The organism is Streptomyces sp. NPDC020807 (assembly GCF_040641575.1).
GTDB lineage: Bacteria > Actinomycetota > Actinomycetes > Streptomycetales > Streptomycetaceae > Streptomyces.
Window position 1 is genome coordinate 57,440 of record NZ_JBFADU010000009.1, and the last position, 21,052, is coordinate 78,491.

The following is a 21,052-nucleotide window of genomic DNA, read 5'->3' on the forward strand; positions in this document are numbered from 1 at the left end:
GTCGGGCGCTGCGAATGCGGAGGTGCGGCGGCTGCTAGCCGACCGAGCCCTCCATCTGCAGCTCGATCAGCCGGTTGAGCTCCAGGGCGTACTCCATCGGGAGCTCCTTGGCGATGGGCTCGACGAAGCCGCGGACGATCATCGCCATGGCCTCGAACTCGGTGAGGCCGCGGCTCATCAGGTAGAAGAGCTGGTCCTCGGAGACCTTGGAGACGGTGGCCTCGTGGCCCATGGAGACGTCGTCCTCGCGGACGTCCACGTAGGGGTACGTGTCCGAGCGGGAGATCGTGTCGACGAGCAGCGCGTCGCAGAGGACGTTGGACTTGGAGCCCGGGGCGCCCTCGCCGATCTCGATGAGACCGCGATAGGAGGTCCGGCCGCCGCCTCGCGCCACCGACTTGGAGACGATGTTGGAGGAGGTGTTCGGGGCCAGGTGGACCATCTTGGCGCCGGCGTCCTGGTGCTGGCCCTCGCCCGCGAAGGCGATGGACAGGGTCTCGCCCTTGGCGTGCTCGCCCATGAGGTAGACGGCCGGGTACTTCATGGTGACCTTGGAGCCGATGTTGCCGTCGACCCACTCCATGGTGGCGCCCTCGTAGGCGACGGCGCGCTTGGTCACCAGGTTGTAGACGTTGTTCGACCAGTTCTGGATGGTCGTGTAGCGGCAGCGGCCGCCCTTCTTGACGATGATCTCGACGACCGCGGAGTGCAGCGAGTCCGAGGAGTAGATCGGGGCGGTGCAGCCCTCGACGTAGTGGACGTAGGCGTCCTCGTCGACGATGATCAGCGTCCGCTCGAACTGGCCCATGTTCTCCGTGTTGATGCGGAAGTAGGCCTGGAGCGGGATCTCGACGTGCACGCCCTTCGGCACGTAGATGAAGGAGCCGCCGGACCACACGGCCGTGTTCAGGGAGGCGAACTTGTTGTCGCCGACCGGGATGACGGTGCCGAAGTACTCCTTGAAGAGCTCCTCGTGCTCCTTCAGCGCGGTGTCGGTGTCGACGAAGATGACGCCCTGCTCCTCCAGGTCCTCGCGGATCTGGTGGTAGACGACCTCGGACTCGTACTGGGCGGCGACACCGGCGACGAGGCGCTGCTTCTCCGCCTCCGGGATGCCGAGCTTGTCGTACGTGTTCTTGATGTCCTCCGGCAGGTCCTCCCAGGACTCGGCCTGCTTCTCGGTGGACCGCACGAAGTACTTGATGTTGTCGAAGTCGATGCCGGAGAGGTCGGAGCCCCAGGTCGGCATGGGCTTCTTGCCGAAGAGGCGCAGACCCTTGAGACGCAGGTTCAGCATCCACTCGGGCTCGTTCTTCTTCGCCGAGATGTCGCGGACGACATCCTCGTTGAGCCCGCGCTTGGCCGTGGCGCCGGCCGCGTCGGAGTCGGCCCAGCCGTACTCGTACCGACCCAGGCCCTCGAGCTCGGGGTGGCTGATCTCGGTGGTCATGCGGGGTTCCTCCCGGCCGTGCTGACAGATGCTTCTGACGTGGTCTGTGGGGTGCTGTGCGGGATGAACGTCGTGCAGACGCCGTCACCATGCGCGATGGTGGCCAGACGCTGGACGTGCGTTCCCAGGAGGCGGGAGAAGAACTCCGTCTCCGCCTCGCACAGCTGCGGGTACTGCTCGGCGACGTGGGCGACCGGGCAGTGGTGCTGGCAGAGCTGCTCGCCGACCGGCGCGTTCCGCGCAGTGGCAGCGTACCCGTCCGCCGTGAGCGCCTTGGCGAGCGCCTCCGTCCGGTCCGCGGGGTCGGCCGCCTCGACGGCCTCCCGGTAGCGGTCGCCCTGGGTCTCGATCCGGTCGCGGGCGAAGGCGGCGACGGCCGCCTCCCCTGCCGCCCCTCCGCCGGCGGAGCGCTCGATCCAGCGGAGCGCCTCGACGGCCAGCGAGTCGTACGACTGGTCGAAGGCGTCCCGGCCGCAGTCGGTGAGCACGAAGACCTTGGCGGGGCGGCCGCGGGCCCGGGTGCCGTAGACCCGTTTGTCCCGGGCCTCGACGACGCCGTCGGCGACGAGGGAGTCGAGGTGGCGGCGGACGGCGGCCTGGGTGAGGCGGAGCCGCCCGGCGAGGTCGGCGACGGTCGAGGGACCGTGGTCCAGGATCGACCGGGCGACCCGGTTGCGCGTCGAACGCTCTCGGGTCGCGAGTTCCTCCACCGGAGCCGCGCCAACGTTTTTCACAACGCCATTGTTGCGTAATTAATCGAGGACTGACAAGCCGCGTCCGGATCACCCGCGGTGCCGTGCATCACTCAGGTAAGGCTTACCTGACCTGCGGGAATGATCATTCGTGGGATGAATCGGAGGCCCGTTCCGGCCGCCCCGTGAACCAGTAGGCGCAGGCCACGAGCGCCCCGCCGCCCACGATGTTGCCCGGCACGGTGTAGAGGAGGTTCCGCGCCAGGTCCCCGAAACCGGCCGTCCCGTCGAGGACCGCGAGCGAGAAGAGCGCCATGTTCGCCACGCAGTGCTCGAAGCCCACCGCGACGAAGACCAGCACCGGCAGCCACAGGACCAGCACCTTCGCCCCGTCGCCCCTGGCCCGGTAGAACATCCACACGCCCAGGCAGACCAGCATGTTGCAGAGCACGGCCCGCCAGAACAGCTGCCCGCCCGCCAGCGCCTCCTTGCCGGCCACCAGCTCCGCCAGCATCGCCTTCGCCGACGGCGCCGACAGGACCCCGGAGGCGTGCGCCATCGCCCCGAACGCGAACGCGCCCGCGAGGTTCCCCGCCAGGGAAAGCACCCAGCTCCCCACCAGGTCCCGCACGCCGGTCCGCCCCGACAGCGCGCCGAGCAGCATCACCATCACGTTGCTGGTGAAGAGCTGCGCCCCGGCGAACATCACGATCGTCAACGCGATCGGGAAGACGGCCCCCTCCAGGAGCTTCGTCACCGCCGCGTGCTCCGCGACGAACGGCGAGACCGCGACCAGCAGCAGCACCTCACCGATCCCGATGTACGCCCCCGCGAGCATCGCCGACACCGCGTACCGGCCCGGACGGGCCAGGTCGTGGGTCTTGTGCTCGGCCTGCCCGACCGTCTCCTGGAGGTTCTCCGCGACACTGATCACCCTGTCGACGCTATGTCCGCCGCCGCGGGTGAACCGCGCGTAAAGGTCCCGACTCCAGGGACCCGGGCCCCGGACCGGGAGGACCTTCGCCCCTCTCTAGACTTCCCCCCATGGGAAACGAGTCCGTCGACAGCGCCACCGGCGCCGTGCGTGTACGCGGCCTGGTGAAGCGGTACGGGAACAAGACCGCCGTCGACGGCCTCGACCTCGACGTGCGGACCGGCACGGTCACCGCCGTCCTCGGCCCCAACGGCGCCGGGAAGACCACCACCGTCGAGACCTGCGAGGGCTATCGCAGGCCCGACGGCGGCACCGTCCGCGTCCTCGGCCTCGACCCCGTCGCCGACGCCGACGCCCTGCGGCCCCGCATCGGCGTCATGCTCCAGTCCGGCGGCGTCTACTCCGGCGCCCGCGCCGACGAGATGCTCCGCCACATGGCGAAGCTCCACGCCCACCCCCTCGACGTCGACGCCCTGATCGAGCGCCTCGGCCTCGGCTCCTGCGGCCGTACGACCTACCGGCGGCTCTCCGGCGGCCAGCAGCAGCGCCTCGCGCTGGCCATGGCCGTCGTCGGCCGCCCCGAACTCGTCTTCCTCGACGAGCCGACCGCCGGACTCGACCCGCAGGCCCGCCGCGCCACCTGGGACCTCGTCCGCGAGCTGCGCGCCGACGGCGTGACGGTCGTCCTCACGACCCACTTCATGCAGGAGGCCGAGGAGCTCGCCGACGACGTCGCCATCGTCGACGCCGGCCGGGTCGCCGCCCAGGGCAGCCCCGAGCAGCTCTGCCGCGGCGGCGCCGAGAACACCCTGCGCTTCACCGGCCGCCCCGGCCTCGACCTCGGCTCGCTCCTCAAGGCCCTGCCCGACGGCACGGCCGCGGCGGAGCCGCTCCCCGGGACGTACCGGATCACCGGCACCGTCGACCCGCAGCTGCTCGCCACGGTCACCACCTGGTGCGCCCAGCACGGCGTCATGCCCGAGGGCATCTCCGTCGAGCGCCACACCCTCGAAGACGTCTTCCTGGAACTGACAGGCAAGGAACTGCGGTCATGAGCACCGGCACCTACTCCCCCAAGCCGGGCGCGGCGCCCGTCGGCCGCATGATCGGGGCGCAGACCGCCCTGGAGACCCGGATGCTGCTGCGCAACGGCGAGCAGCTCCTCCTGACGGTGATCATCCCCTCGCTGCTCCTCGTCCTCTTCTCCACGGTCGACGTCGTCGACACCGGGGACGGCGAGGCCGTCGACTTCCTCGCGCCGGGCGTCCTCGCGCTCGCCGTGATGTCCACCGCCTTCACCGGCCAGGCCATCGCCACCGGTTTCGAGCGGCGGTACGGGGTCCTCAAGCGGCTGGGCGCCTCCCCGCTCCCCCGCTGGGCGCTCATGACCGCCAAGACGCTCTCCGTGCTCGTCACCGAGGTGCTCCAGGTCGCCCTGCTCACGGCCATCGCGCTCGCCCTCGGCTGGTCGCCGCACGGCGACCCGCTCTCCGTGGCGCTGCTCCTGGTCCTCGGCACGGCCGCCTTCTCGGGCCTCGGCCTGCTCATGGCGGGCACCCTCAGGGCGGAGGCCACCCTGGCCGCCGCCAACCTGGTCTTCCTGCTGCTCCTGGTGGGCGGCGGGATCATCGTGCCGCTGGAGAAGTTCGGCGCCGCGGGCGACGTCCTGGCGCTGCTCCCGGTCTCGGCGCTCTCCGACGGCCTGCGGGACGTCCTGCAGCACGGCGCGTCGATGCCCTGGGGCGACGCCCTGATCCTGGCCGTCTGGGCGGTCCTGGGTCTCGGGGCGGCGGCGCGGTTCTTCCGCTGGGAGTAACCGTAAGGTTCCGTTCCGCCACATACGCCCCCCTCGTGAACGCGCGCACAAGCGCCGTCCTACGATAGGGCCCGTGCTGACCCCCCTCGCCTCCCTCGCCAAGCGCTGGACCCCGTCCCCCCGGACGCTCCGGCGCGCCGCGCTGTCCGCCGTCGTGATGAGCGTGCTCATCATCGTGACCGGCGGCGCGGTCCGGCTGACCGGTTCCGGTCTCGGCTGCGACACCTGGCCGAAGTGCACGGACGACAGCCTCATCGTGACGCCCGAGCAGGGCTACCGCGGCCTGATCGAGTTCGGCAACCGGATGCTGACGTACGTCCTCTCGGCGGCCGTCGGCTGGGCGATCGTCGCCGCCCGGTGCACGAAGCCGTGGCGCCGGAACCTCACCCGCTGGGCCTGGGCCCAGTTCTGGATCGTGATGAGCAACGCCGTCATCGGCGGCATCACGGTGTGGATGGGCCTCAACCCGTGGACGGTCGCCGGCCACTTCATCGCCGCGAACGCGCTCCTCACGGTCGCGGTCATCACCTGGCACCGCGCCGGCGAGGGCGACACCGCCCCCCGGCCGCGCGTCCCGGGACCGGTCCGCAAGCTGTCCTGGGCGATCACGCTCGCCTCGGCGCTCCTCATCGTGCTCGGCACGACGGTGACCGGCGCCGGCAAGCACGCCGGCGACAGCAGCGACGTCCCGCGCATGCCGTGGGACTGGACGGACGCGGCCCACGTCCACGCGATCGCCGCCTGGCTGGTCTGCGCGCTCGCCGTCGCGATGTGGCTGGTCCTGCGCGTCGTGGACGCCCCGGACGACACCCGTGCCCGCGCCCGCGACCTGCTGGTCGTGCTGCTCGCGCAGGGCGGCATCGGCTACGTCCAGTACTTCACCGGGGTCCCCGAGCTCCTGGTCGCCGCCCACATGCTCGGCTCCTCGCTGATGTGGATCGCGGTGCTGCGCCTGGCCCTGAGCCTGCGCGAGCGGCCGGTGCCCACGGCGGAGATCCCCGCCCAGGCCGACCCGGCGCTCGCGACCACCGCCTGATCCGGCGACGGCCCTCCCGGGGCCTCCGGAGGTATCCCGGGGCCTCCCGACGGGTCTATCCGCTCCCCGCGAGCCGGTAGACCCGTCGCGCGTTGCCGCCCCCGATCATCGCGGCGACGCGCTGGGCGTCCGTACGGGACCAGGCGCCGTCCATCACCCATTCGCCGAGCACCCGGGCCAGCGCCGAGCGGAACGTGCTCGCGGCGACCACGTGGAGTTCGGGCAGGGCGTGGGCGCCGCTGGAGAAGAGAAGCTTGCCGAAGGGCGCCAGATCCAGGATTTCGAACAGGGAGACCGCCGCCCTGGGGCTTCCCTGACCGAAAATCCGGCCGAGATCCGCGTAAATATGCGGATGGACGGCCGTCAGATGAGCGGCGTCCCTGCGGTACGAATCTCCGCATACCAGGACAAGGTCAACGCCGAGTCCCGCCGTGGCGGCGGCGAAGTCGGCGAGGACGGCCGGATTCCGCCCACCGGCGTGCAGCTGGAGCGGGCGTCCCGCCGTGACCGCGATCCAGAGGAGATGCCGCAGCAGGACGGGGTCGGTCAGCGGTCCGCCCGCCGGACGGCCGGCCAGCCACCGGCCCACCGCCCCGCGCACCTCCCCCGGTCCCGGCGGCTCCGGTGTCGTCGCGATCCCCCGGCGCACGCCCTCCACGGAGGCGAAGGCGACGGCGCCCGCCGCGGCGCCGTGGACGGCCTCCGCGAGGTTGGCGAGGAAGGACTCGACGGTCCCCGAGGTGTCGGCGACCTGCTCGGCGAGGGGTTCGAGGCGGACGATCTCGTGGGCCTCGGCACCGCCCGCGGCGGCGATCTCGGCGGGCCGGGTCAGATCGCCCGGGAGGCCGGTGTCGACCAGGTACGTGGCGATCCCGGTGGCCCTGAGCAGCCGGCGGGCCGCCTCGGCGGTGCCGAGCTCGCGACGGCGGGCGAGGTAGCGGGCGGGCGGGCAGTGCGGTTCGAGACCGAGGAGCGGCGGGCACCAGCGGCGTACGGCGAAACCGGTCTGCGTGTCGAAGAAGGTGGTCCCGGCGGCGGGCGGCGGGGGCGGCCCGGCGCGGTGGTCGCCGTACCGGGCGCCGTGACGGTCGCCGAGGTGCGCGCCGAGGTGGCTCTCGAAGGTGCCGAGGCCGAGCTCCGTACGGAGCACTCCGTGGCAGTACTGGTCCACCAGGCTCGGCGGGTCGATCATCTCGGGCGCTCCCTGCGTGGACGTGTCTCCACACGTCCTAACGGGTGAGCCCCGCGCGAGGTTGTCGCCCCGGCGCTTCTCGGCCACCTCGCGCCTCGGCGGTGCCGGCCGCGGGTCAGCCGTTGGACGGGCCGCCGATCTGGATTCCGGCCATCCGGGTCCACTCGTACGGCCCCGTGACGACCTTGGCGGCGAACTCGCCGTCGAACTCCTCGTGGAGGGTCAGACCGGCCTTCTCGGCGGCCTGCTGGGCGATCGGGTACGTGGGGGCCACCACGTCGCCCCAGCCGCCGTCCGTCCCGACGAGGACGATCCGGGTACCGGCCTGGCCGATGTGGGCGAGGTGCCCCTCCGCGCCGCCGTGCTCCGAGGAGAACGCCCGGATCCGCTTCGCGAGCTTGGCCGCCTTGCGCTCTTCCTGCTTCGTGTCTGCCATGGCAGGGATGCTACCGATGGGTAGAGGAAGTGGCGACGGCCGGGTCGCGTGGCCTGTGCCACGTGACCCGGCCGTCGGAGCCGTCTGCGCGCCGTCCCGGTGTCCTACCGGAGGAAGGGGTCCACCGCGACCGCCACGAAGAGCAGCGAGACGTAGGTGATGGACCAGTGGAAGAGGCGCATCTCCTTGAGCTTGGCGCCGGTGGCGCCCGCCTTGGCGCGGTTGAGGAGCGCGTGCGCCTCCCACAGCCACCAGCCGCCGGTGAGCAGCGCCACGGCCGTGTAGAACCAGCCGGTGTAGCCGAGCGGGGTCAGCAGCAGCGAAACGGCGACCATCACCCAGCTGTACGCGACGATCTGCCTGGCCACGACCTTGTTGGAGGCCAGCACCGGGAGCATCGGCACGCCGGCGCGCGCGTAGTCGTCCTTCACCTTCATGGACAGCGGCCAGTAGTGCGGCGGCGTCCAGAAGAAGATGACGAGGAAGAGGATGACCGCGGCCCAGGACATCGAGTTGGTCACCGAGGACCAGCCGATGAGGACCGGCAGGCAGCCGGCGATGCCGCCCCAGACGATGTTCTGCGTGGTCCTGCGCTTCAGGAGCATCGTGTAGACCACGACGTAGAAGAGCAGCGCGCCGAGCGAGAGCGCGGCGGAGAGCCAGTTGACGAGCAGCCCGAACCAGAGCGTCGAGACGACGGCGAGGGCGAGGCCGAAGACCAGGCCCTCGCGGGGGGTCAGGAAGCCGGTGACCAGCGGGCGCTGGGAGGTCCGGTCCATCAGGGCGTCGATGTCGCGGTCGATGTACATGTTCAGCGCGTTGGCGCCGCCCGCCGACAGGTAGCCGCCGAAGCAGGTGGCGAGCACCAGCCACAGGTTCGGCACGCCCTGCTCGGCGAGGAACATCACCGGAACGGTCGTGATGAGCAGCAGCTCGATGATCCGCGGCTTGGTCAGCGCCACGTATGCCTTGACGAGGGCCCCGAACGGCCGATGGCCCCCCGGGCTGGGAGTCAAGACGACCCCTGCGGGTCGGGACTCGACGGCCGTCACGCACACCCCTGACAGAGAATTTCCCAGCGAGTTCCCCGGATGAAGACGGGGTAAAGCTCGCACGTACCACGCCACTGTAGACGTTGCCCAGACGCCGATCTTCGCGGGGGTGGGGTCGTGTTGAGGGGGTGTGTCCCCGGTGTGTCGCCGGGTACGTCCCAAGGGGTGGACATCGTTCGGGAGGCGAAGTGGCACAAGGCCCGGCACTCTGGGTCCGTGCGCTCATTTGAGGGGGCTGCACAGGGGTCGTGGGGCTCTGGCGGGGCCTTCGTCGGAGGTAGGCTCGACACCGCCGGTACACCCTCAGTCACCGGCTTCCGAACATGTGGAGAGGAGCCCTGACTCAGGGTGAGCACTCAGCCGACCACCACAGACTTCCAGTGGACCGACTTGGACCAGCGCGCGGTCGACACCGCCCGCCTCCTGGCCGCGGACGCCGTACAGAAGGTCGGCAACGGCCATCCCGGTACGGCGATGAGCCTCGCACCGGCCGCGTACACCCTCTTCCAGAAGGTGATGCGGCACGACCCGGCCGACCCCGAGTGGGTCGGACGCGACCGGTTCGTCCTCTCCGCGGGCCACTCCTCGCTGACCCTCTACACCCAGCTGTACCTGGGTGGCTTCGGTCTCGAGCTGGACGACCTGAAGGCCTTCCGCACCTGGGGTTCGAAGACCCCGGGCCACCCGGAGTACGGCCACACCGCCGCCGTCGAGACGACCACCGGCCCGCTGGGCCAGGGCGTCGCCAACGCCGTGGGCATGGCGATGGCCGCCCGCTACGAGCGCGGTCTGTTCGACCCGGAGGCCGCCGAGGGCACCTCGCCGTTCGACCACCGGATCTACGTGATCGCCGGTGACGGCTGCCTCCAGGAGGGCATCTCCGCCGAGGCGTCCTCCCTCGCGGGCCACCAGAAGCTCGGCAACCTGATCCTGCTGTGGGACGACAACCACATCTCGATCGAGGGCGACACCGAGACGGCCGTGTCCGAGGACACGATGAAGCGGTACGAGTCGTACGGCTGGCACGTCCAGCGCGTCGAGCCGCAGGCCAACGGCGACCTGGACCCCGCCGCGCTCTACGCGGCCGTCAGGGCCGCCGAGGCCGAGACCGAGCGCCCGTCGTTCATCGCGATGCGCTCGATCATCGCCTGGCCCGCCCCGAACGCGCAGAACACCGAGGCCTCGCACGGCTCGGCGCTCGGCGACGAGGAGATCGCGGCCACCAAGCGCGTCCTCGGCTTCGACCCGGAGCAGACCTTCGAGGTCGGCGACGACGTCATCGCCCACACCCGCGCGCTCGGCGCCCGTGGTGGCGAGGCCCGCGCCGCGTGGGAGAAGTCCCTCGCGGAGTGGCGTACGGCCAACCCGGAGCAGGCGGCCCTCTTCGACCGGATCCAGGCGAACGAGCTGCCGGCCGGCTGGGAGGAGAAGCTCCCCGTCTTCGAGCCCGGCAAGGGCGTCGCCACCCGCGCGGCCTCCGGCCAGGTCCTCCAGGCGCTCGGCGCGGTCATCCCGGAGCTGTGGGGCGGCTCGGCCGACCTCGCCGGCTCGAACAACACGACGATCGACAAGAACTCGTCGTTCCTGCCCGAGGGCAACCCGCTGCCGGAGGCCGACAAGTACGGCCGCACGATCCACTTCGGCATCCGCGAGCACTCGATGGCCGCCGAGATGAACGGCATCGCGCTCCACGGCAACACCCGCATCTACGGCGGCACCTTCCTGGTGTTTTCCGACTACATGCGCAACGCCGTGCGTCTGTCGGCCCTGATGCACCTGCCGGTGACGTACGTCTGGACGCACGACTCGATCGGCCTCGGCGAGGACGGCCCGACCCACCAGCCGGTGGAGCACCTGGCCTCGCTGCGCGCCATCCCCGGCCTGAACGTGGTCCGTCCGGCCGACGCCAACGAGACGGCGATCGCCTGGCGCGAGATCATGAAGCGGCACACCAAGGTCTTCGGCAAGGGCGCCCCGCACGGTCTCGCCCTCACCCGCCAGGGCGTTCCGACGTACGCGCCGAACGAGGACGCGGCCAAGGGCGGCTACGTGCTGTTCGAGGCGGACGGCGACGCGCAGGTCGTGCTGATCGCGACCGGCTCCGAGGTGCACCTGGCCGTCGAGGCCCGCGAGCAGCTCCAGGCCGCCGGCGTCCCGACCCGCGTGGTCTCGATGCCGTCCGTGGAGTGGTTCGAGGAGCAGGACCAGGCGTACAAGGACTCCGTCCTGCCGCCGTCGGTCAAGGCCCGCGTCGCGGTCGAGGCCGGCATCGGTCTCACCTGGCACAAGTACGTCGGGGACGCCGGCCGGATCGTCTCGCTGGAGCACTTCGGTGCCTCGGCCGACGCGAAGGTCCTCTTCCGCGAGTTCGGCTTCACGCCGGAGGCGGTCGCCGCCGCCGCGCAGGAATCCCTGGCCGCCGCCGCGCGCTGACACGCATACGTACGACTCAATGGAGATGCAACTCTCATGACAGACGCACTCAAGCGCCTCTCCGACGAAGGCGTCGCGATCTGGCTGGACGACCTCTCGCGCAAGCGGATCACGTCCGGCAACCTGGCCGAGCTCATCGACCAGAGCCATGTGGTCGGTGTGACCACGAACCCCTCGATCTTCCAGAAGGCCATCTCCTCGGGTGACGGGTACGAGCAGCAGCTCGCCGACCTGGCCGCCCGCAAGGTGACGGTCGACGAGGCCATCCGCATGATCACGACGGCGGACGTCCGCGACGCCGCCGACATCCTGCGGCCGGTCTTCGACGCGACCGACGGCCAGGACGGCCGGGTCTCCATCGAGGTCGACCCGCGTCTCGCCCACGAGACGGTCGCCACGGTCGCCGAGGCCAAGCAGCTGGCCTGGCTGGTGGACCGCCCGAACACGCTCATCAAGATTCCGGCCACCAAGGCGGGTCTGCCGGCGATCACCGAGGTCATCGGCCTCGGCATCAGCGTGAACGTGACGCTGATCTTCTCGCTGGAGCGCTACCGCGCGGTCATGGACGCCTACCTGGCGGGTCTGGAGAAGGCCCGCGAGCGCGGCCTCGACCTCTCGAAGATCCACTCGGTGGCCTCCTTCTTCGTCTCCCGCGTGGACTCGGAGATCGACAAGCGCCTGGACGGCATCGGCACCGCCGAGGCCGGGGCGCTCAAGGGCAAGGCCGCCCTGGCCAACGCCCGTCTGGCCTACGAGGCGTACGAGGAGGTCTTCTCCTCGGACCGCTGGGCCGCCCTCGACAAGGCGCAGGCCAACAAGCAGCGTCCGCTGTGGGCCTCGACCGGCGTCAAGGACCCGGCGTACAAGGACACCCTGTACGTCGTGGACCTGGTCGCCCCCGGCACGGTCAACACCATGCCGGAGGCCACCCTGGAGGCCACCGCCGACCACGGCGAGGTCTCCGGCGACACCGTGCGCGGCACCTACGACCAGTCCCGCGCCGAGCTCGCGGCCATCGCGGAGCTGGGCATCAGCTACGACGAGGTCGTCCAGCTCCTCGAGGACGAGGGCGTCGAGAAGTTCGAGCAGTCCTGGAACGACCTGCTCAAGTCCACCGAGGCGGAGCTCCAGCGCCTCGCACCTTCGGAGGCGTAAGCACTTTGAGCGCAGTCGACGGAGCCAACCCGCTCCGTGACGCCGCCGACCGACGGCTCCCGCGCATCGCGGGGCCGTCGGGTCTGGTGATCTTCGGCGTCACGGGCGATTTGTCCCGTAAGAAGTTGATGCCCGCCGTCTACGACCTGGCCAACCGCGGCCTGCTGCCGCCGGGCTTCTCGCTCATCGGCTTCGCCCGGCGCGAGTGGCAGGACGAGGACTTCGCGCAGGAGGTCCACGAGGCCGTCAAGCAGCACGCGCGTACGCCGTTCCGTGAGGAGGTGTGGCAGCAGCTGATCCAGGGCATGCGGTTCGTCCAGGGCGACTTCGACGACGACGACGCCTTCGAGCAGCTGAAGTCCACCGTCGAGGAGCTGGACAAGGCGCAGGGCACCGGCGGCAACTTCGCCTTCTACCTCTCGGTTCCCCCGAAGTTCTTCCCCAAGGTCGTCCAGCAGCTGAAGAAGCACGGGCTGGCGGACCAGAAGGACGGCTCGTGGCGCCGCGCGGTCATCGAGAAGCCCTTCGGGCACGACCTGGCCTCCGCCAAGGAGCTCAACGAGGTCGTCCACGAGGTCTTCCCGCCGAACGAGGTCTTCCGGATCGACCACTACCTCGGCAAGGAGACCGTCCAGAACATCCTGGCGCTCCGCTTCGCCAACACGCTCTTCGAGCCGATCTGGAACCGGTCGTACGTCGACCACATCCAGATCACCATGGCCGAGGACATCGGCATCGGCGGCCGGGCGGGGTACTACGACGGCATCGGCGCCGCCCGTGACGTCATCCAGAACCACCTGCTCCAGCTCCTCGCGCTGACCGCGATGGAGGAGCCGGCGACCTTCGACGCCGACGCCCTCGCGGCGGAGAAGACCAAGGTCCTCGGCGCGGTGAAGCTCCCGAAGGACCTGGGCAAGTCCACGGTCCGCGGCCAGTACGCGGCCGGGTGGCAGGGCGGCGAGAAGGCCGTCGGCTACCTGCAGGAAGACGGCATCGACCCCGAGTCGAAGACCGACACCTACGCGGCCGTGAAGCTGGAGATCGACAACCGCCGCTGGGCGGGCGTCCCCTTCTACCTCCGTACGGGCAAGCGCCTCGGCCGCCGCGTCACCGAGATCGCGGTCGTCTTCCAGCGCGCCCCGCACTCCATCTTCGACCACACCGCGACCGAGGAACTCGGCCGCAACGCCATCGTCATCCGGGTCCAGCCGGACGAGGGCGTGACGGTGCGGTTCGGCTCCAAGGTGCCCGGCACCCAGATGGAGATCCGGGACGTGTCCATGGACTTCGCCTACGGCGAGTCCTTCACGGAGTCCAGCCCCGAGGCGTACGAGCGGCTCATCCTCGACGTCCTGCTCGGCGACTCGAACCTCTTCCCGCGCGTCGAGGAGGTCGAGCTGTCCTGGAAGATCCTCGACCCGATCGAGCAGTTCTGGGACACGCACGGCAAGCCCGCGCAGTACCAGTCCGGGACCTGGGGTCCGGTCGAGGCGGACGAGATGCTCGCACGAGACGGCAGGAGCTGGCGCCGGCCATGAAGACCGACCTGACGGACACCACGTCCTCCAAGATCAACAAGGCGCTGGTGCTCGGGCGGCGGGCGATCGGCACGCCGGCCGTCGGCATGGTGCTCACCCTCGTGATCGTCACCGACGAGGAGAACGCCTACGACGCGCTGAAGGCGGCCAACGAGGCGTCCCGCGAGCACCCCTCGCGGACCCTCGTCGTCATCAAGCGGGTCTCGCGCTCGCCGCGGGACCGCGCCAAGGCACGGCTCGACGCCGAGGTCCGCCTCGGCGCCGACGCCAGCACCGGCGAAACGGTTGTCCTCCGGCTGTACGGCGAGGTCGTCGACCACGCCCAGTCGGTGGTGCTTCCGCTGCTCCTCCCGGACGCCCCCGTCGTCGTCTGGTGGCCGGTGAACGCGCCGACCGACCCGGCGAACGACCCGCTGGGCGCGCTCGCCCAGCGCCGGGTGACCGACACCTACTCCGCCGAGCAGCCCATCCAGGAGCTGACGGCGCGGGCGGACACGTACACCCCCGGCGACACGGACCTCTCGTGGACCCGGATCACCCCGTGGCGCTCGATGCTGGCCGCCGCGCTCGACCAGGTCGCGTGCCGGGTCACCTCGGCCGAGGTCGAGGGCGAGGAGTTCAACCCGAGCGTCGAGCTGCTCGCGATGTGGCTGGCCGAGCGGCTGAAGGTGCCGGTCCGGCGCACGACGTCGGCGGGCCCCGGCCTCACCTCCGTACGCCTCGAGTCCAGCGCGGGTCCGATCGTCCTCGACCGGCCCGACGGCTCGCTCGCGACGCTCTCCATCCAGGGCCAGCCGGACCGGGGCGTGGCGCTCAAGCGCCGTGACACGGCCGAGCTGATCGCGGAGGAGCTGCGCCGCCTCGACCCGGACGACACCTACGCGACGGCGCTCAGGTTCGGCCTGGAACGGCTGGACGAGGAGGCGGCGACGGTCGCCCCCGAGGCCCCGCAGGTCGTCGACGTGACGGCCGAGGCCGACGTGACGGCCGAGGCCGGGGCCACGGACGCCCCGGCCGAGCCCGCGGCGAAGAGCGCCGCGAAGAAGGCCCCGGCCAAGAAGGCGGCGGCCAAGTGAGCACCCCTCAGCTGGTCGTCCACCGCGACAAGGAGCTGATGGCCCAGGCCGCCGCGGCCCGGCTCATCACCCGGATCGTCGACGCCCAGGCCACCCGTGGCTCCGCCTCGGTCGTCCTGACCGGCGGCCGCAACGGCAACGGCCTGCTCGCGGCGCTCGGTTCGGCGCCCGCGCGGGACGCCGTCGACTGGTCGCGGCTCGACCTCTGGTGGGGCGACGAGCGGTTCCTCCCCGAGGGCGACCCGGAGCGGAACGTGACGCAGGCCCGTGAGGCGCTGCTCGACCGCGTGCCGCTCGACCCGGCGCGGGTGCACGCGATGCCCGCGTCGGACGGGCCGTACGGTGACGTCGACTCGGCCGCCGCCGCGTACGCGGAGGAGCTGGCCGCGGCGGCGGAGAACGGTTCGGCGCCGGAGTTCGACGTGCTGATGCTGGGCGTCGGCCCGGACACGCACGTGGCCTCGCTCTTCCCGGAGCTCCCGGCGGTCCGTGAGACCGAGCGGACGGTGGTCGGGGTGCACGGCGCTCCCAAGCCGCCGCCGCTGCGCGTCTCGCTGACCCTTCCGGCGATCCGGTCGGCGCGCGAGGTCTGGCTGCTCGCGGCCGGCGAGGACAAGGCGAAGGCCGCGGCCGTCGCGCTGTCGGGCGCGGGCGAGGTGCAGGCCCCGGCGGCCGGCGCCTACGGGCGCTCCCGGACGCTGTGGCTGCTGGACGCGGCCGCCGCCTCCGAGCTGCCGCGGGAGCTGTACCCGCCGGCCTCGGCCTGACGCACGGCCTGACGCCGCCTCAAGGAGGCCCGGTTCACCTGTCGGTGGGCCGGGCCTCCTTCGTGTGCACGTGGGCGGGCACGGGCACGGGTACGGGTTCCAGGAACGGCGTCAGGAGCCCCGGTACGGCCCCTGCGGCGAAGGCCAGGCCCTGGCTCTCGCCCGCGTCCAGGACGTCGTACGCCCCCTCCCCCGCCGCCGTCGTGGCGGTCAGCGTGAGGATGCCGGCCCGGCGCTGGAAGTACGACTGCTTGACGGTCCAGCCGATGACGCCGGAGCGCTGGAGGGCGACCGTGGTGCGCCGGAGCGTGCCCGAACGGGTCACGAGGAAGCCGCCGCTGACGCCGTGCCCGAGGCCGCGGTAGGCGTCGCGGGCGAGGGTCACCGCGAGCGGGGTGAGGACGAGGGCGCAGCCGCCCGCCACGTACAGCAGGACCGGGGTCAGGAGGAGTCCGAGCACGGCGAGGGCGGCGACCGGGACGGCGACGGACCACAGGGCCCAGCGCAGCCTGCGGGTCCTGGCGGCGCGGGGGTGGGCGGCGAGCGGGGCGGCGGTGGGCGGTTCCGCCTCGCGGAGGACCTGGGCGGCGACCCGGTCGGCGAGGGCCCTGGGCACGGCGGGCAGCAGGGTCTTGAGGTCAGCGTGCTTGTCCCCGTCGTCCTTCGCGAGGCCGGTGGCGACGGCGTCGACGCGGGCCGCCCGCGCCAGGCGCACCCCGAGCGGCTCGACGAGCTCGATCCCGCGCAGCCGGCGCTCCTCCAGGGAGACCGAGCGGGCGGTGAGGAGCCCGCGGCGGACGCGCAGGGTGCCGCCGGGCTCGCGCTCCAGCCGGTAGTTCCACCACATCTCGATCCAGAGCCCGAGGGCTCCGACGGCCCCGACGGCGGTGGCGACGAGGACCAGGTCGACGAGCATCCAGGCGAGGGAGACGTCCCGGAAGCGGTCCCCTATCCAGTCGATGACCGCGGCCTGGGCGCCGAACCACTCGCTGACCTGCATCACGGACCCGGCGGCCGCGCCGCCGAGGGCGGGGGCGACGAAGGAGAGCGGTGCGTAGCGGATCCACCGCGGGTCGACGGCGGCGAGGACGCCGTCGTCGGGCCCGTCGGCGGGGCCGGTCGCGGCACGGGCGAGGAGTTCGTGGCGGAGGCGTTCGCCCTCGGCACGGGTGACCAGGTCGAGTTCGAGCGTGGACTCGCTGCCGCCGGTGCTCTCACCGGTGCCGATGCGGACCTCGACGAGGCCGAGGAGGCGTTGCAGGGGGTTGGCGGTGAGGTCGACGCTGCGGATGCGTTCGCGGGCCAGGGAGCGGCGCTTCGTCAGGAGGAGCCCGGTGTGGAGTTCGACCCGCTCGGGGCCGATGCGGTAGCGGGTGCGGCGCCAGCGGACGTAGTCGGCGGCGGTGCCGCCGAGGACGAGGAGGAGCGCTCCGGCGAGGACCCAGGAGAGGGCCTGCCACAGGGGCCGGGAGCCGGCGAGGCCGGCCGCCACGGGCACTCCGGCACCGCCGGCCACACCGCACAGGACGGCGGCGGTGGCCAGCAGCATGCGCCGGTCGAGGCGCCGCCACTCGCCTCCGGGGCCGCCCTCGGTCATGTGGCGTCCCCGGGCGCCGCCTGGGTGAGGGCGGTGAGCCGCTCGGCGAGCCCGGCGGCGAGCTCGTGGTCGAGGCCCGCGATCCGCAGGGCGCCCTTGGAGGAGGCGGTGGTGACCGTGACGGTGCCGAGCCGGAAGAGCTGCTCCAGCGGGCCCCTTGTGGTGTCGACGGTCTGGATCCGGGACATCGGGGCGATCCGCCACTCCTGCCAGAGCGCCCCGGTGCGGACGTACACGGCCTCGTCGGTGACTTCCCAGCGGTGCACGCGGAACCACCAGGCGGGGAGGAACGCGGCGCAGCCGAGGCCCAGGGCCGCCGCGGTCCCGGCCGCCAGGAGCAGCCAGGACCGGGCGGGCCCGACGAGCGCCCCGAGGACGCCGAGGACGGCCACCGGCACGGCGGTGGTCGCCAGGACGCGGGTGCGCCACCAGGTGACGGCCCGCGCGTCCACGGCGTTCCTCGGCGGCCTCAGCCGCACCGCGTCCTCCCCCGTCACGCGGTCAGCCCCGGTCGCGCAGGGTGCGGTAGGCGGAGACGAGTCCGGCGGTGGAGCTGTCGAGGCGGTCGCCGCCCTCGGCCCCGTCGGCGGCCGTCAGGACCGGCTCGATCTTCTTGGCGAGGACCTTGCCGAGCTCGACGCCCCACTGGTCGAAGGAGTCGATGTTCCAGACGGCGCCCTGGACGAAGACCTTGTGCTCGTAGAGCGCGACGAGCTGGCCGAGGACGGACGGGGTGAGCGCGTCGGCCAGGATCGTGGTGGTGGGGTGGTTGCCGAGGAAGGTCTTGTGCGGGACGAGCTCCTCGGGGACGCCCTCGGCCCGGACCTCCTCGGGCGTCTTGCCGAAGGCGAGCGCCTGGGTCTGGGCGAAGAAGTTCGCCATGAGCAGGTCGTGCTGGGCGACGAGGCCGGGGAGGAGGTCCTCGACGGGCCGGGCGAAGGCGATGAAGTCGGCCGGGATGACCTTGGTGCCCTGGTGGATCAACTGGTAGTAGGCGTGCTGGCCGTTGGTGCCGGGGGTGCCCCAGACGACGGGTCCGGTCTGCCAGTCGACGGGGTTGCCGTCGCGGTCCACCGACTTGCCGTTGGACTCCATGTCGAGCTGCTGGAGGTAGGCGGTGAACTTGGAGAGGTAGTGGGAGTACGGCAGGACGGCGTGCGACTGGGCGTCGAAGAACGCGCCGTACCAGACGCCGAGGAGGCCGAGGAGGAGCGGCGCGTTCTCCTCGGGCGGGGCCGTGCGGAAGTGCTCGTCGACGAGGTGGAAGCCGTCGAGCATCTCGCGGAAGCGCTCCGGGCCGATGGCGATCATGAGGGAGAGGCCGATGGCGGAGTCGTACGAGTAGCGGCCGCCGACCCAGTCCCAGAACTCGAACATGTTGGCCGTGTCGATGCCGAACTCCTCGACCTTCTCGGCGTTGGTCGAGAGGGCGACGAAGTGCTTGGCGACGGCGTCCTGGCCGGCCCTCAGCTCGGTGAGGAGCCAGTCCCGGGCGGAGGTGGCGTTGGTGATCGTCTCGATGGTGGTGAAGGTCTTCGAGGCGACGATGAAGAGCGTCTCGGCGGCGTCGAGGTCGCGGACGGCCTCGTGGAGGTCGGCGCCGTCCACGTTGGAGACGAAACGGAACGTCAGGTCCCGCTGGGTGAAGGAGCGGAGGACCTCGTAGGCCATGGCGGGGCCGAGGTCGGAGCCGCCGATGCCGATGTTCACGATGTTCTTGATCGGCTTGCCGGTGTGACCGGTCCACCCGCCCGCGCGGACGGTGTCGGCGAAGGCGCTCATCCTGTCGAGGACGGCGTGCACGCCGGGGACGACGTTCTCGCCGTCGACCTCGACGACGGCCCCGCGGGGGGCGCGCAGCGCGGTGTGGAGGACGGCGCGGTCCTCGGTGGTGTTGATCTTCTCGCCGCGGAACATGGCGTCGCGCAGCTCGGCCACGCCGGTGGCGGCGGCGAGCTCGCGCAGCAGGTTCAGCGTCTCGTCGGTGACGAGCTGCTTGGAGTAGTCCAGGTAGAGGTCGCCGACCCGCAGGGTGAGGTCGGTGCCGCGCGTCGGCTCGGCGGCGAAGAGCTCGCGCAGGTGGGTGTCGCCCAGCTGCTCACGGTGCTTGCCGAGGGCCGCCCACTCGGGCAGCTGGTTGAGCCTCGTGCGGCCTTCGTTCTTCATATCGGACATCGCCCATTTCTTCTCGTTTGTCTGCCCCGCTGCCCCTCCAACCTAATTGATTCGGAAGGGTGGTGACGCGACGCCGAGCGGAACGCGGCGAAGGGCCCTGCCCGCGAACAGAAGTTCGCGGTCAAGGCCCTTCATCGGGTCTTCAACACATCACAGCATCACGCCGTGCTCAGATCTCGCCCCGCAGTTTGGCGAGCGCCTCGGCGAGGATCGCCTCGCCGTCCGCGTCGCTGCGCCGCTCCCGCACGTAGGCGAGGTGGGTCTTGTACGGCTCCGTGCGCGGCGGGTCCGGCGGGTTGTCACGGTCCTGACCTGCCGGGAATCCGCAGCGGGGGCAGTCCCAGGTCTCCGGGACCGCCGCGTCACTGGCGAAGCTCGGCTGCGTCTCGTGCCCGTTCGAGCACCAGAAGGAGATGCGGAGGCGCGGTGCCGACTCGCCCCGCTCGGCCTCCCCCATCGGCCCCGCTCCGACCCGGCTTCCCCGGATCGCGTTGCCACTTGCCACGGTCGTAACTCCCTGCGTGATGGTGCTCGAAGATGCCCCAGTCTACGTAAGGCCCAACGCGCGTCCAGTGATTGGAGTTACCCGTCCAACTTCATCAGCAGGCCGAGTACCACAATGCAGGCGAACCAGAGCAGACCGACCACGACGGTGATCCGGTCGAGGTTGCGCTCGGCGACCGAGGAGCCGCCGACGGACGACTGCATGCCGCCACCGAACATGTCGGAGAGGCCGCCGCCCTTCCCCTTGTGCATCAGCACGAGCAGCATCAGCAGCGCGCTGAAGACGATCAGGGCGATCGAGAACCCCATAACCACGGCTGGACCAACTTCCTCGGACTTATACGGACGGGGGCCGGGCACCTGCCCGACCCCCGCAAGGGTACGACGTAACTCCGCTACCGCATACTCACCGGCGGGGTCACTGGTCGCGGAAGCGCACGATCTTGACGAACTCGTCGGCGTCCAGCGCCGCGCCGCCCACCAGGGCGCCGTCGACGTCCGGCTGCGCCATGATCGCGGCGACGTTGCCGGCCTTGACCGAGCCGCCGTACTGGATGCGGACCTTGTCGGCCAGCTCCTGCGAGTACAGCTCCGCGAGGCGGCCGCGGATCGCCCCGCAGACCTCCTGCGCGTCCTCGGGGGTGGCGACCTCGCCGGTGCCGATCGCCCAGACGGGCTCGTACGCGATCACGATGGTCTCGGCCTGCTCGGCCGGGACGTCCTTCAGGCCGCCGTCGACCTGCGCGAGGGTGTACTCGACCTGGTTGCCCGCCTTGCGGATGTCCAGGCCCTCGCCGACGCAGAGGATCGGGGTGATGCCGTGCTTGAAGGCGGCCTTCACCTTGGCGTTGCAGACCTCGTCGTTCTCGGCGTGGTACTGGCGGCGCTCGGAGTGGCCGACGGCCACGTAGGCGGACTTCAGCTTGGACAGCATGAGGCCGGAGATCTCGCCGGTGTAGGCGCCGGAGTCGTGCGCCGAGATGTCCTGGGCGCCGTACTTGATCTTCAGCTTGTCGCCGTCGACCAGGGTCTGGACGGACCGCAGGTCGGTGAAGGGGACGAGGACGGCGACCTCACAGGCGTCGTAGTCCTTGTCCGTCAGGGCGAAGGCGAGCTTCTGGACGTGGGCGATGGCCTCGAGGTGGTTGAGGTTCATCTTCCAGTTGCCCGCCATGAACGGGGTGCGGGTGGTCATAAGG

Annotated in this window: 20 protein-coding genes; 8 read left to right on the plus strand and 12 right to left on the minus strand. The window is 71.3% G+C overall.

What is annotated here, in order from left to right; genetic code table 11:
• Positions 1-34: 34 nt before the first annotated feature.
• From sufB to AB0G79_RS16450, 3 genes are all read right to left on the minus strand, one after another.
• Positions 35-1,450, minus strand: a complete 1,416-nt coding sequence (gene sufB / locus AB0G79_RS16440) for a Fe-S cluster assembly protein SufB (protein ID WP_360806799.1) — start codon at positions 1,448-1,450, stop codon at positions 35-37.
• Positions 1,447-2,184: an ArsR family transcriptional regulator gene (locus AB0G79_RS16445; RefSeq protein WP_360806802.1), complete on the minus strand. Its 738-nt coding sequence runs from the start codon at positions 2,182-2,184 to the stop codon at positions 1,447-1,449. Before AB0G79_RS16445 ends, sufB begins: the two co-directional genes overlap by 4 nt.
• 103 nt (positions 2,185-2,287) lie before the next feature.
• Positions 2,288-3,076 carry a formate/nitrite transporter family protein gene (locus AB0G79_RS16450; protein ID WP_360806805.1) on the minus strand — a complete coding sequence of 263 codons (789 nt, stop codon included), beginning with the start codon at positions 3,074-3,076 and terminating at the stop codon, positions 2,288-2,290.
• A 110-nt stretch (positions 3,077-3,186) separates the two neighbouring features.
• Here AB0G79_RS16450 and AB0G79_RS16455 point away from each other — a divergent pair, with 110 nt between their 5' ends.
• From AB0G79_RS16455 to AB0G79_RS16465, 3 genes are all read left to right on the plus strand, one after another.
• Positions 3,187-4,131 carry an ABC transporter ATP-binding protein gene (locus tag AB0G79_RS16455; protein ID WP_360806808.1) on the plus strand — a complete coding sequence of 315 codons (945 nt, stop codon included), beginning with the start codon at positions 3,187-3,189 and terminating at the stop codon, positions 4,129-4,131.
• Positions 4,128-4,892 (plus strand): ABC transporter permease, encoded by a 765-nt coding sequence (locus tag AB0G79_RS16460; protein WP_360806811.1) that lies wholly within the window; start codon positions 4,128-4,130, stop codon positions 4,890-4,892. Before AB0G79_RS16455 ends, AB0G79_RS16460 begins: the two co-directional genes overlap by 4 nt.
• Positions 4,893-4,956: 64 nt before the next feature.
• The gene (locus tag AB0G79_RS16465; RefSeq protein ID WP_360807068.1) at positions 4,957-5,928 is read left to right on the plus strand and encodes a COX15/CtaA family protein; all 972 of its coding nucleotides are present in this window, start codon (positions 4,957-4,959) and stop codon (positions 5,926-5,928) included.
• Positions 5,929-5,983: 55 nt separating this feature from the next.
• Here AB0G79_RS16465 and AB0G79_RS16470 read toward each other — a convergent pair whose 3' ends face one another.
• The 3 genes from AB0G79_RS16470 to AB0G79_RS16480 all read right to left on the minus strand — a co-directional run bounded on the left by AB0G79_RS16470 (position 5,984) and on the right by AB0G79_RS16480 (position 8,608).
• Positions 5,984-7,120, minus strand: a complete 1,137-nt coding sequence (locus tag AB0G79_RS16470; protein WP_360806814.1) for an amidohydrolase — start codon at positions 7,118-7,120, stop codon at positions 5,984-5,986.
• A 115-nt stretch (positions 7,121-7,235) separates the two neighbouring features.
• Positions 7,236-7,556: a hypothetical protein gene (locus AB0G79_RS16475; protein WP_360806817.1), complete on the minus strand. Its 321-nt coding sequence runs from the start codon at positions 7,554-7,556 to the stop codon at positions 7,236-7,238.
• A gap of 104 nt (positions 7,557-7,660) precedes the next feature.
• Positions 7,661-8,608: a heme o synthase gene (locus AB0G79_RS16480; protein ID WP_360806820.1), complete on the minus strand. Its 948-nt coding sequence runs from the start codon at positions 8,606-8,608 to the stop codon at positions 7,661-7,663.
• Between the two features lie 348 nt (positions 8,609-8,956).
• Between AB0G79_RS16480 and tkt the strand changes: the two genes are divergently transcribed.
• The 5 genes from tkt to pgl are packed head-to-tail and all read left to right on the plus strand — an operon-like array spanning position 8,957 to position 15,577.
• Positions 8,957-11,041, plus strand: coding sequence for a transketolase (tkt, locus tag AB0G79_RS16485; RefSeq protein WP_360806823.1), 2,085 nt, complete (start codon positions 8,957-8,959; stop codon positions 11,039-11,041).
• Between the two features lie 36 nt (positions 11,042-11,077).
• Positions 11,078-12,196 (plus strand): transaldolase, encoded by a 1,119-nt coding sequence (gene tal, locus AB0G79_RS16490; RefSeq protein ID WP_360806826.1) that lies wholly within the window; start codon positions 11,078-11,080, stop codon positions 12,194-12,196.
• Between the two features lie 5 nt (positions 12,197-12,201).
• Positions 12,202-13,734 carry a glucose-6-phosphate dehydrogenase gene (gene zwf / locus AB0G79_RS16495; protein ID WP_360806829.1) on the plus strand — a complete coding sequence of 511 codons (1,533 nt, stop codon included), beginning with the start codon at positions 12,202-12,204 and terminating at the stop codon, positions 13,732-13,734.
• The gene (gene opcA / locus AB0G79_RS16500) at positions 13,731-14,810 is read left to right on the plus strand and encodes a glucose-6-phosphate dehydrogenase assembly protein OpcA (protein ID WP_360806831.1); all 1,080 of its coding nucleotides are present in this window, start codon (positions 13,731-13,733) and stop codon (positions 14,808-14,810) included. The genes zwf and opcA overlap by 4 nt, the downstream gene beginning before the upstream one ends.
• The gene (gene pgl, locus AB0G79_RS16505) at positions 14,807-15,577 is read left to right on the plus strand and encodes a 6-phosphogluconolactonase (protein WP_360806834.1); all 771 of its coding nucleotides are present in this window, start codon (positions 14,807-14,809) and stop codon (positions 15,575-15,577) included. Before opcA ends, pgl begins: the two co-directional genes overlap by 4 nt.
• A 34-nt stretch (positions 15,578-15,611) precedes the next feature.
• Here pgl and AB0G79_RS16510 read toward each other — a convergent pair whose 3' ends face one another.
• The 6 genes from AB0G79_RS16510 to tpiA form a co-directional block, all read right to left on the minus strand.
• The gene (locus tag AB0G79_RS16510; RefSeq protein ID WP_360806837.1) at positions 15,612-17,174 is read right to left on the minus strand and encodes a PH domain-containing protein; all 1,563 of its coding nucleotides are present in this window, start codon (positions 17,172-17,174) and stop codon (positions 15,612-15,614) included.
• Positions 17,171-17,653 (minus strand): PH domain-containing protein, encoded by a 483-nt coding sequence (locus AB0G79_RS16515; protein WP_360806840.1) that lies wholly within the window; start codon positions 17,651-17,653, stop codon positions 17,171-17,173. The genes AB0G79_RS16510 and AB0G79_RS16515 overlap by 4 nt, the downstream gene beginning before the upstream one ends.
• A 22-nt stretch (positions 17,654-17,675) precedes the next feature.
• Positions 17,676-19,340, minus strand: coding sequence for a glucose-6-phosphate isomerase (pgi, locus tag AB0G79_RS16520; RefSeq protein WP_360807070.1), 1,665 nt, complete (start codon positions 19,338-19,340; stop codon positions 17,676-17,678).
• 178 nt (positions 19,341-19,518) lie between these two features.
• A complete protein-coding gene (locus tag AB0G79_RS16525) occupies positions 19,519-19,854 on the minus strand; it encodes an RNA polymerase-binding protein RbpA (protein WP_309055485.1) in 336 nt (111 codons plus the stop codon).
• Between the two features lie 77 nt (positions 19,855-19,931).
• Positions 19,932-20,162, minus strand: a complete 231-nt coding sequence (gene secG / locus AB0G79_RS16530; protein ID WP_030205174.1) for a preprotein translocase subunit SecG — start codon at positions 20,160-20,162, stop codon at positions 19,932-19,934.
• 109 nt (positions 20,163-20,271) lie between these two features.
• Complete coding sequence (gene tpiA, locus AB0G79_RS16535; RefSeq protein ID WP_360806845.1) at positions 20,272-21,048, minus strand: triose-phosphate isomerase; 777 nt, start codon at positions 21,046-21,048, stop codon at positions 20,272-20,274.
• Positions 21,049-21,052 lie beyond the last annotated feature (4 nt).

Coding starts and splice junctions, on each gene's coding strand:
- sufB (WP_360806799.1), bottom strand. CDS start 1,450: ATGACCACCGAGATCAGCCACCCCGAGCTCGAGGGCCTGGGTCGGTAC.
- AB0G79_RS16455 (WP_360806808.1), top strand. CDS start 3,187: ATGGGAAACGAGTCCGTCGACAGCGCCACCGGCGCCGTGCGTGTACGC.
- AB0G79_RS16460 (WP_360806811.1), top strand. CDS start 4,128: ATGAGCACCGGCACCTACTCCCCCAAGCCGGGCGCGGCGCCCGTCGGC.
- AB0G79_RS16470 (WP_360806814.1), bottom strand. CDS start 7,120: ATGATCGACCCGCCGAGCCTGGTGGACCAGTACTGCCACGGAGTGCTC.
- AB0G79_RS16475 (WP_360806817.1), bottom strand. CDS start 7,556: ATGGCAGACACGAAGCAGGAAGAGCGCAAGGCGGCCAAGCTCGCGAAG.
- tal (WP_360806826.1), top strand. CDS start 11,078: ATGACAGACGCACTCAAGCGCCTCTCCGACGAAGGCGTCGCGATCTGG.
- opcA (WP_360806831.1), top strand. CDS start 13,731: ATGAAGACCGACCTGACGGACACCACGTCCTCCAAGATCAACAAGGCG.
- AB0G79_RS16510 (WP_360806837.1), bottom strand. CDS start 17,174: ATGACCGAGGGCGGCCCCGGAGGCGAGTGGCGGCGCCTCGACCGGCGC.
- pgi (WP_360807070.1), bottom strand. CDS start 19,340: ATGAAGAACGAAGGCCGCACGAGGCTCAACCAGCTGCCCGAGTGGGCG.
- secG (WP_030205174.1), bottom strand. CDS start 20,162: ATGGGGTTCTCGATCGCCCTGATCGTCTTCAGCGCGCTGCTGATGCTG.
- tpiA (WP_360806845.1), bottom strand. CDS start 21,048: ATGACCACCCGCACCCCGTTCATGGCGGGCAACTGGAAGATGAACCTC.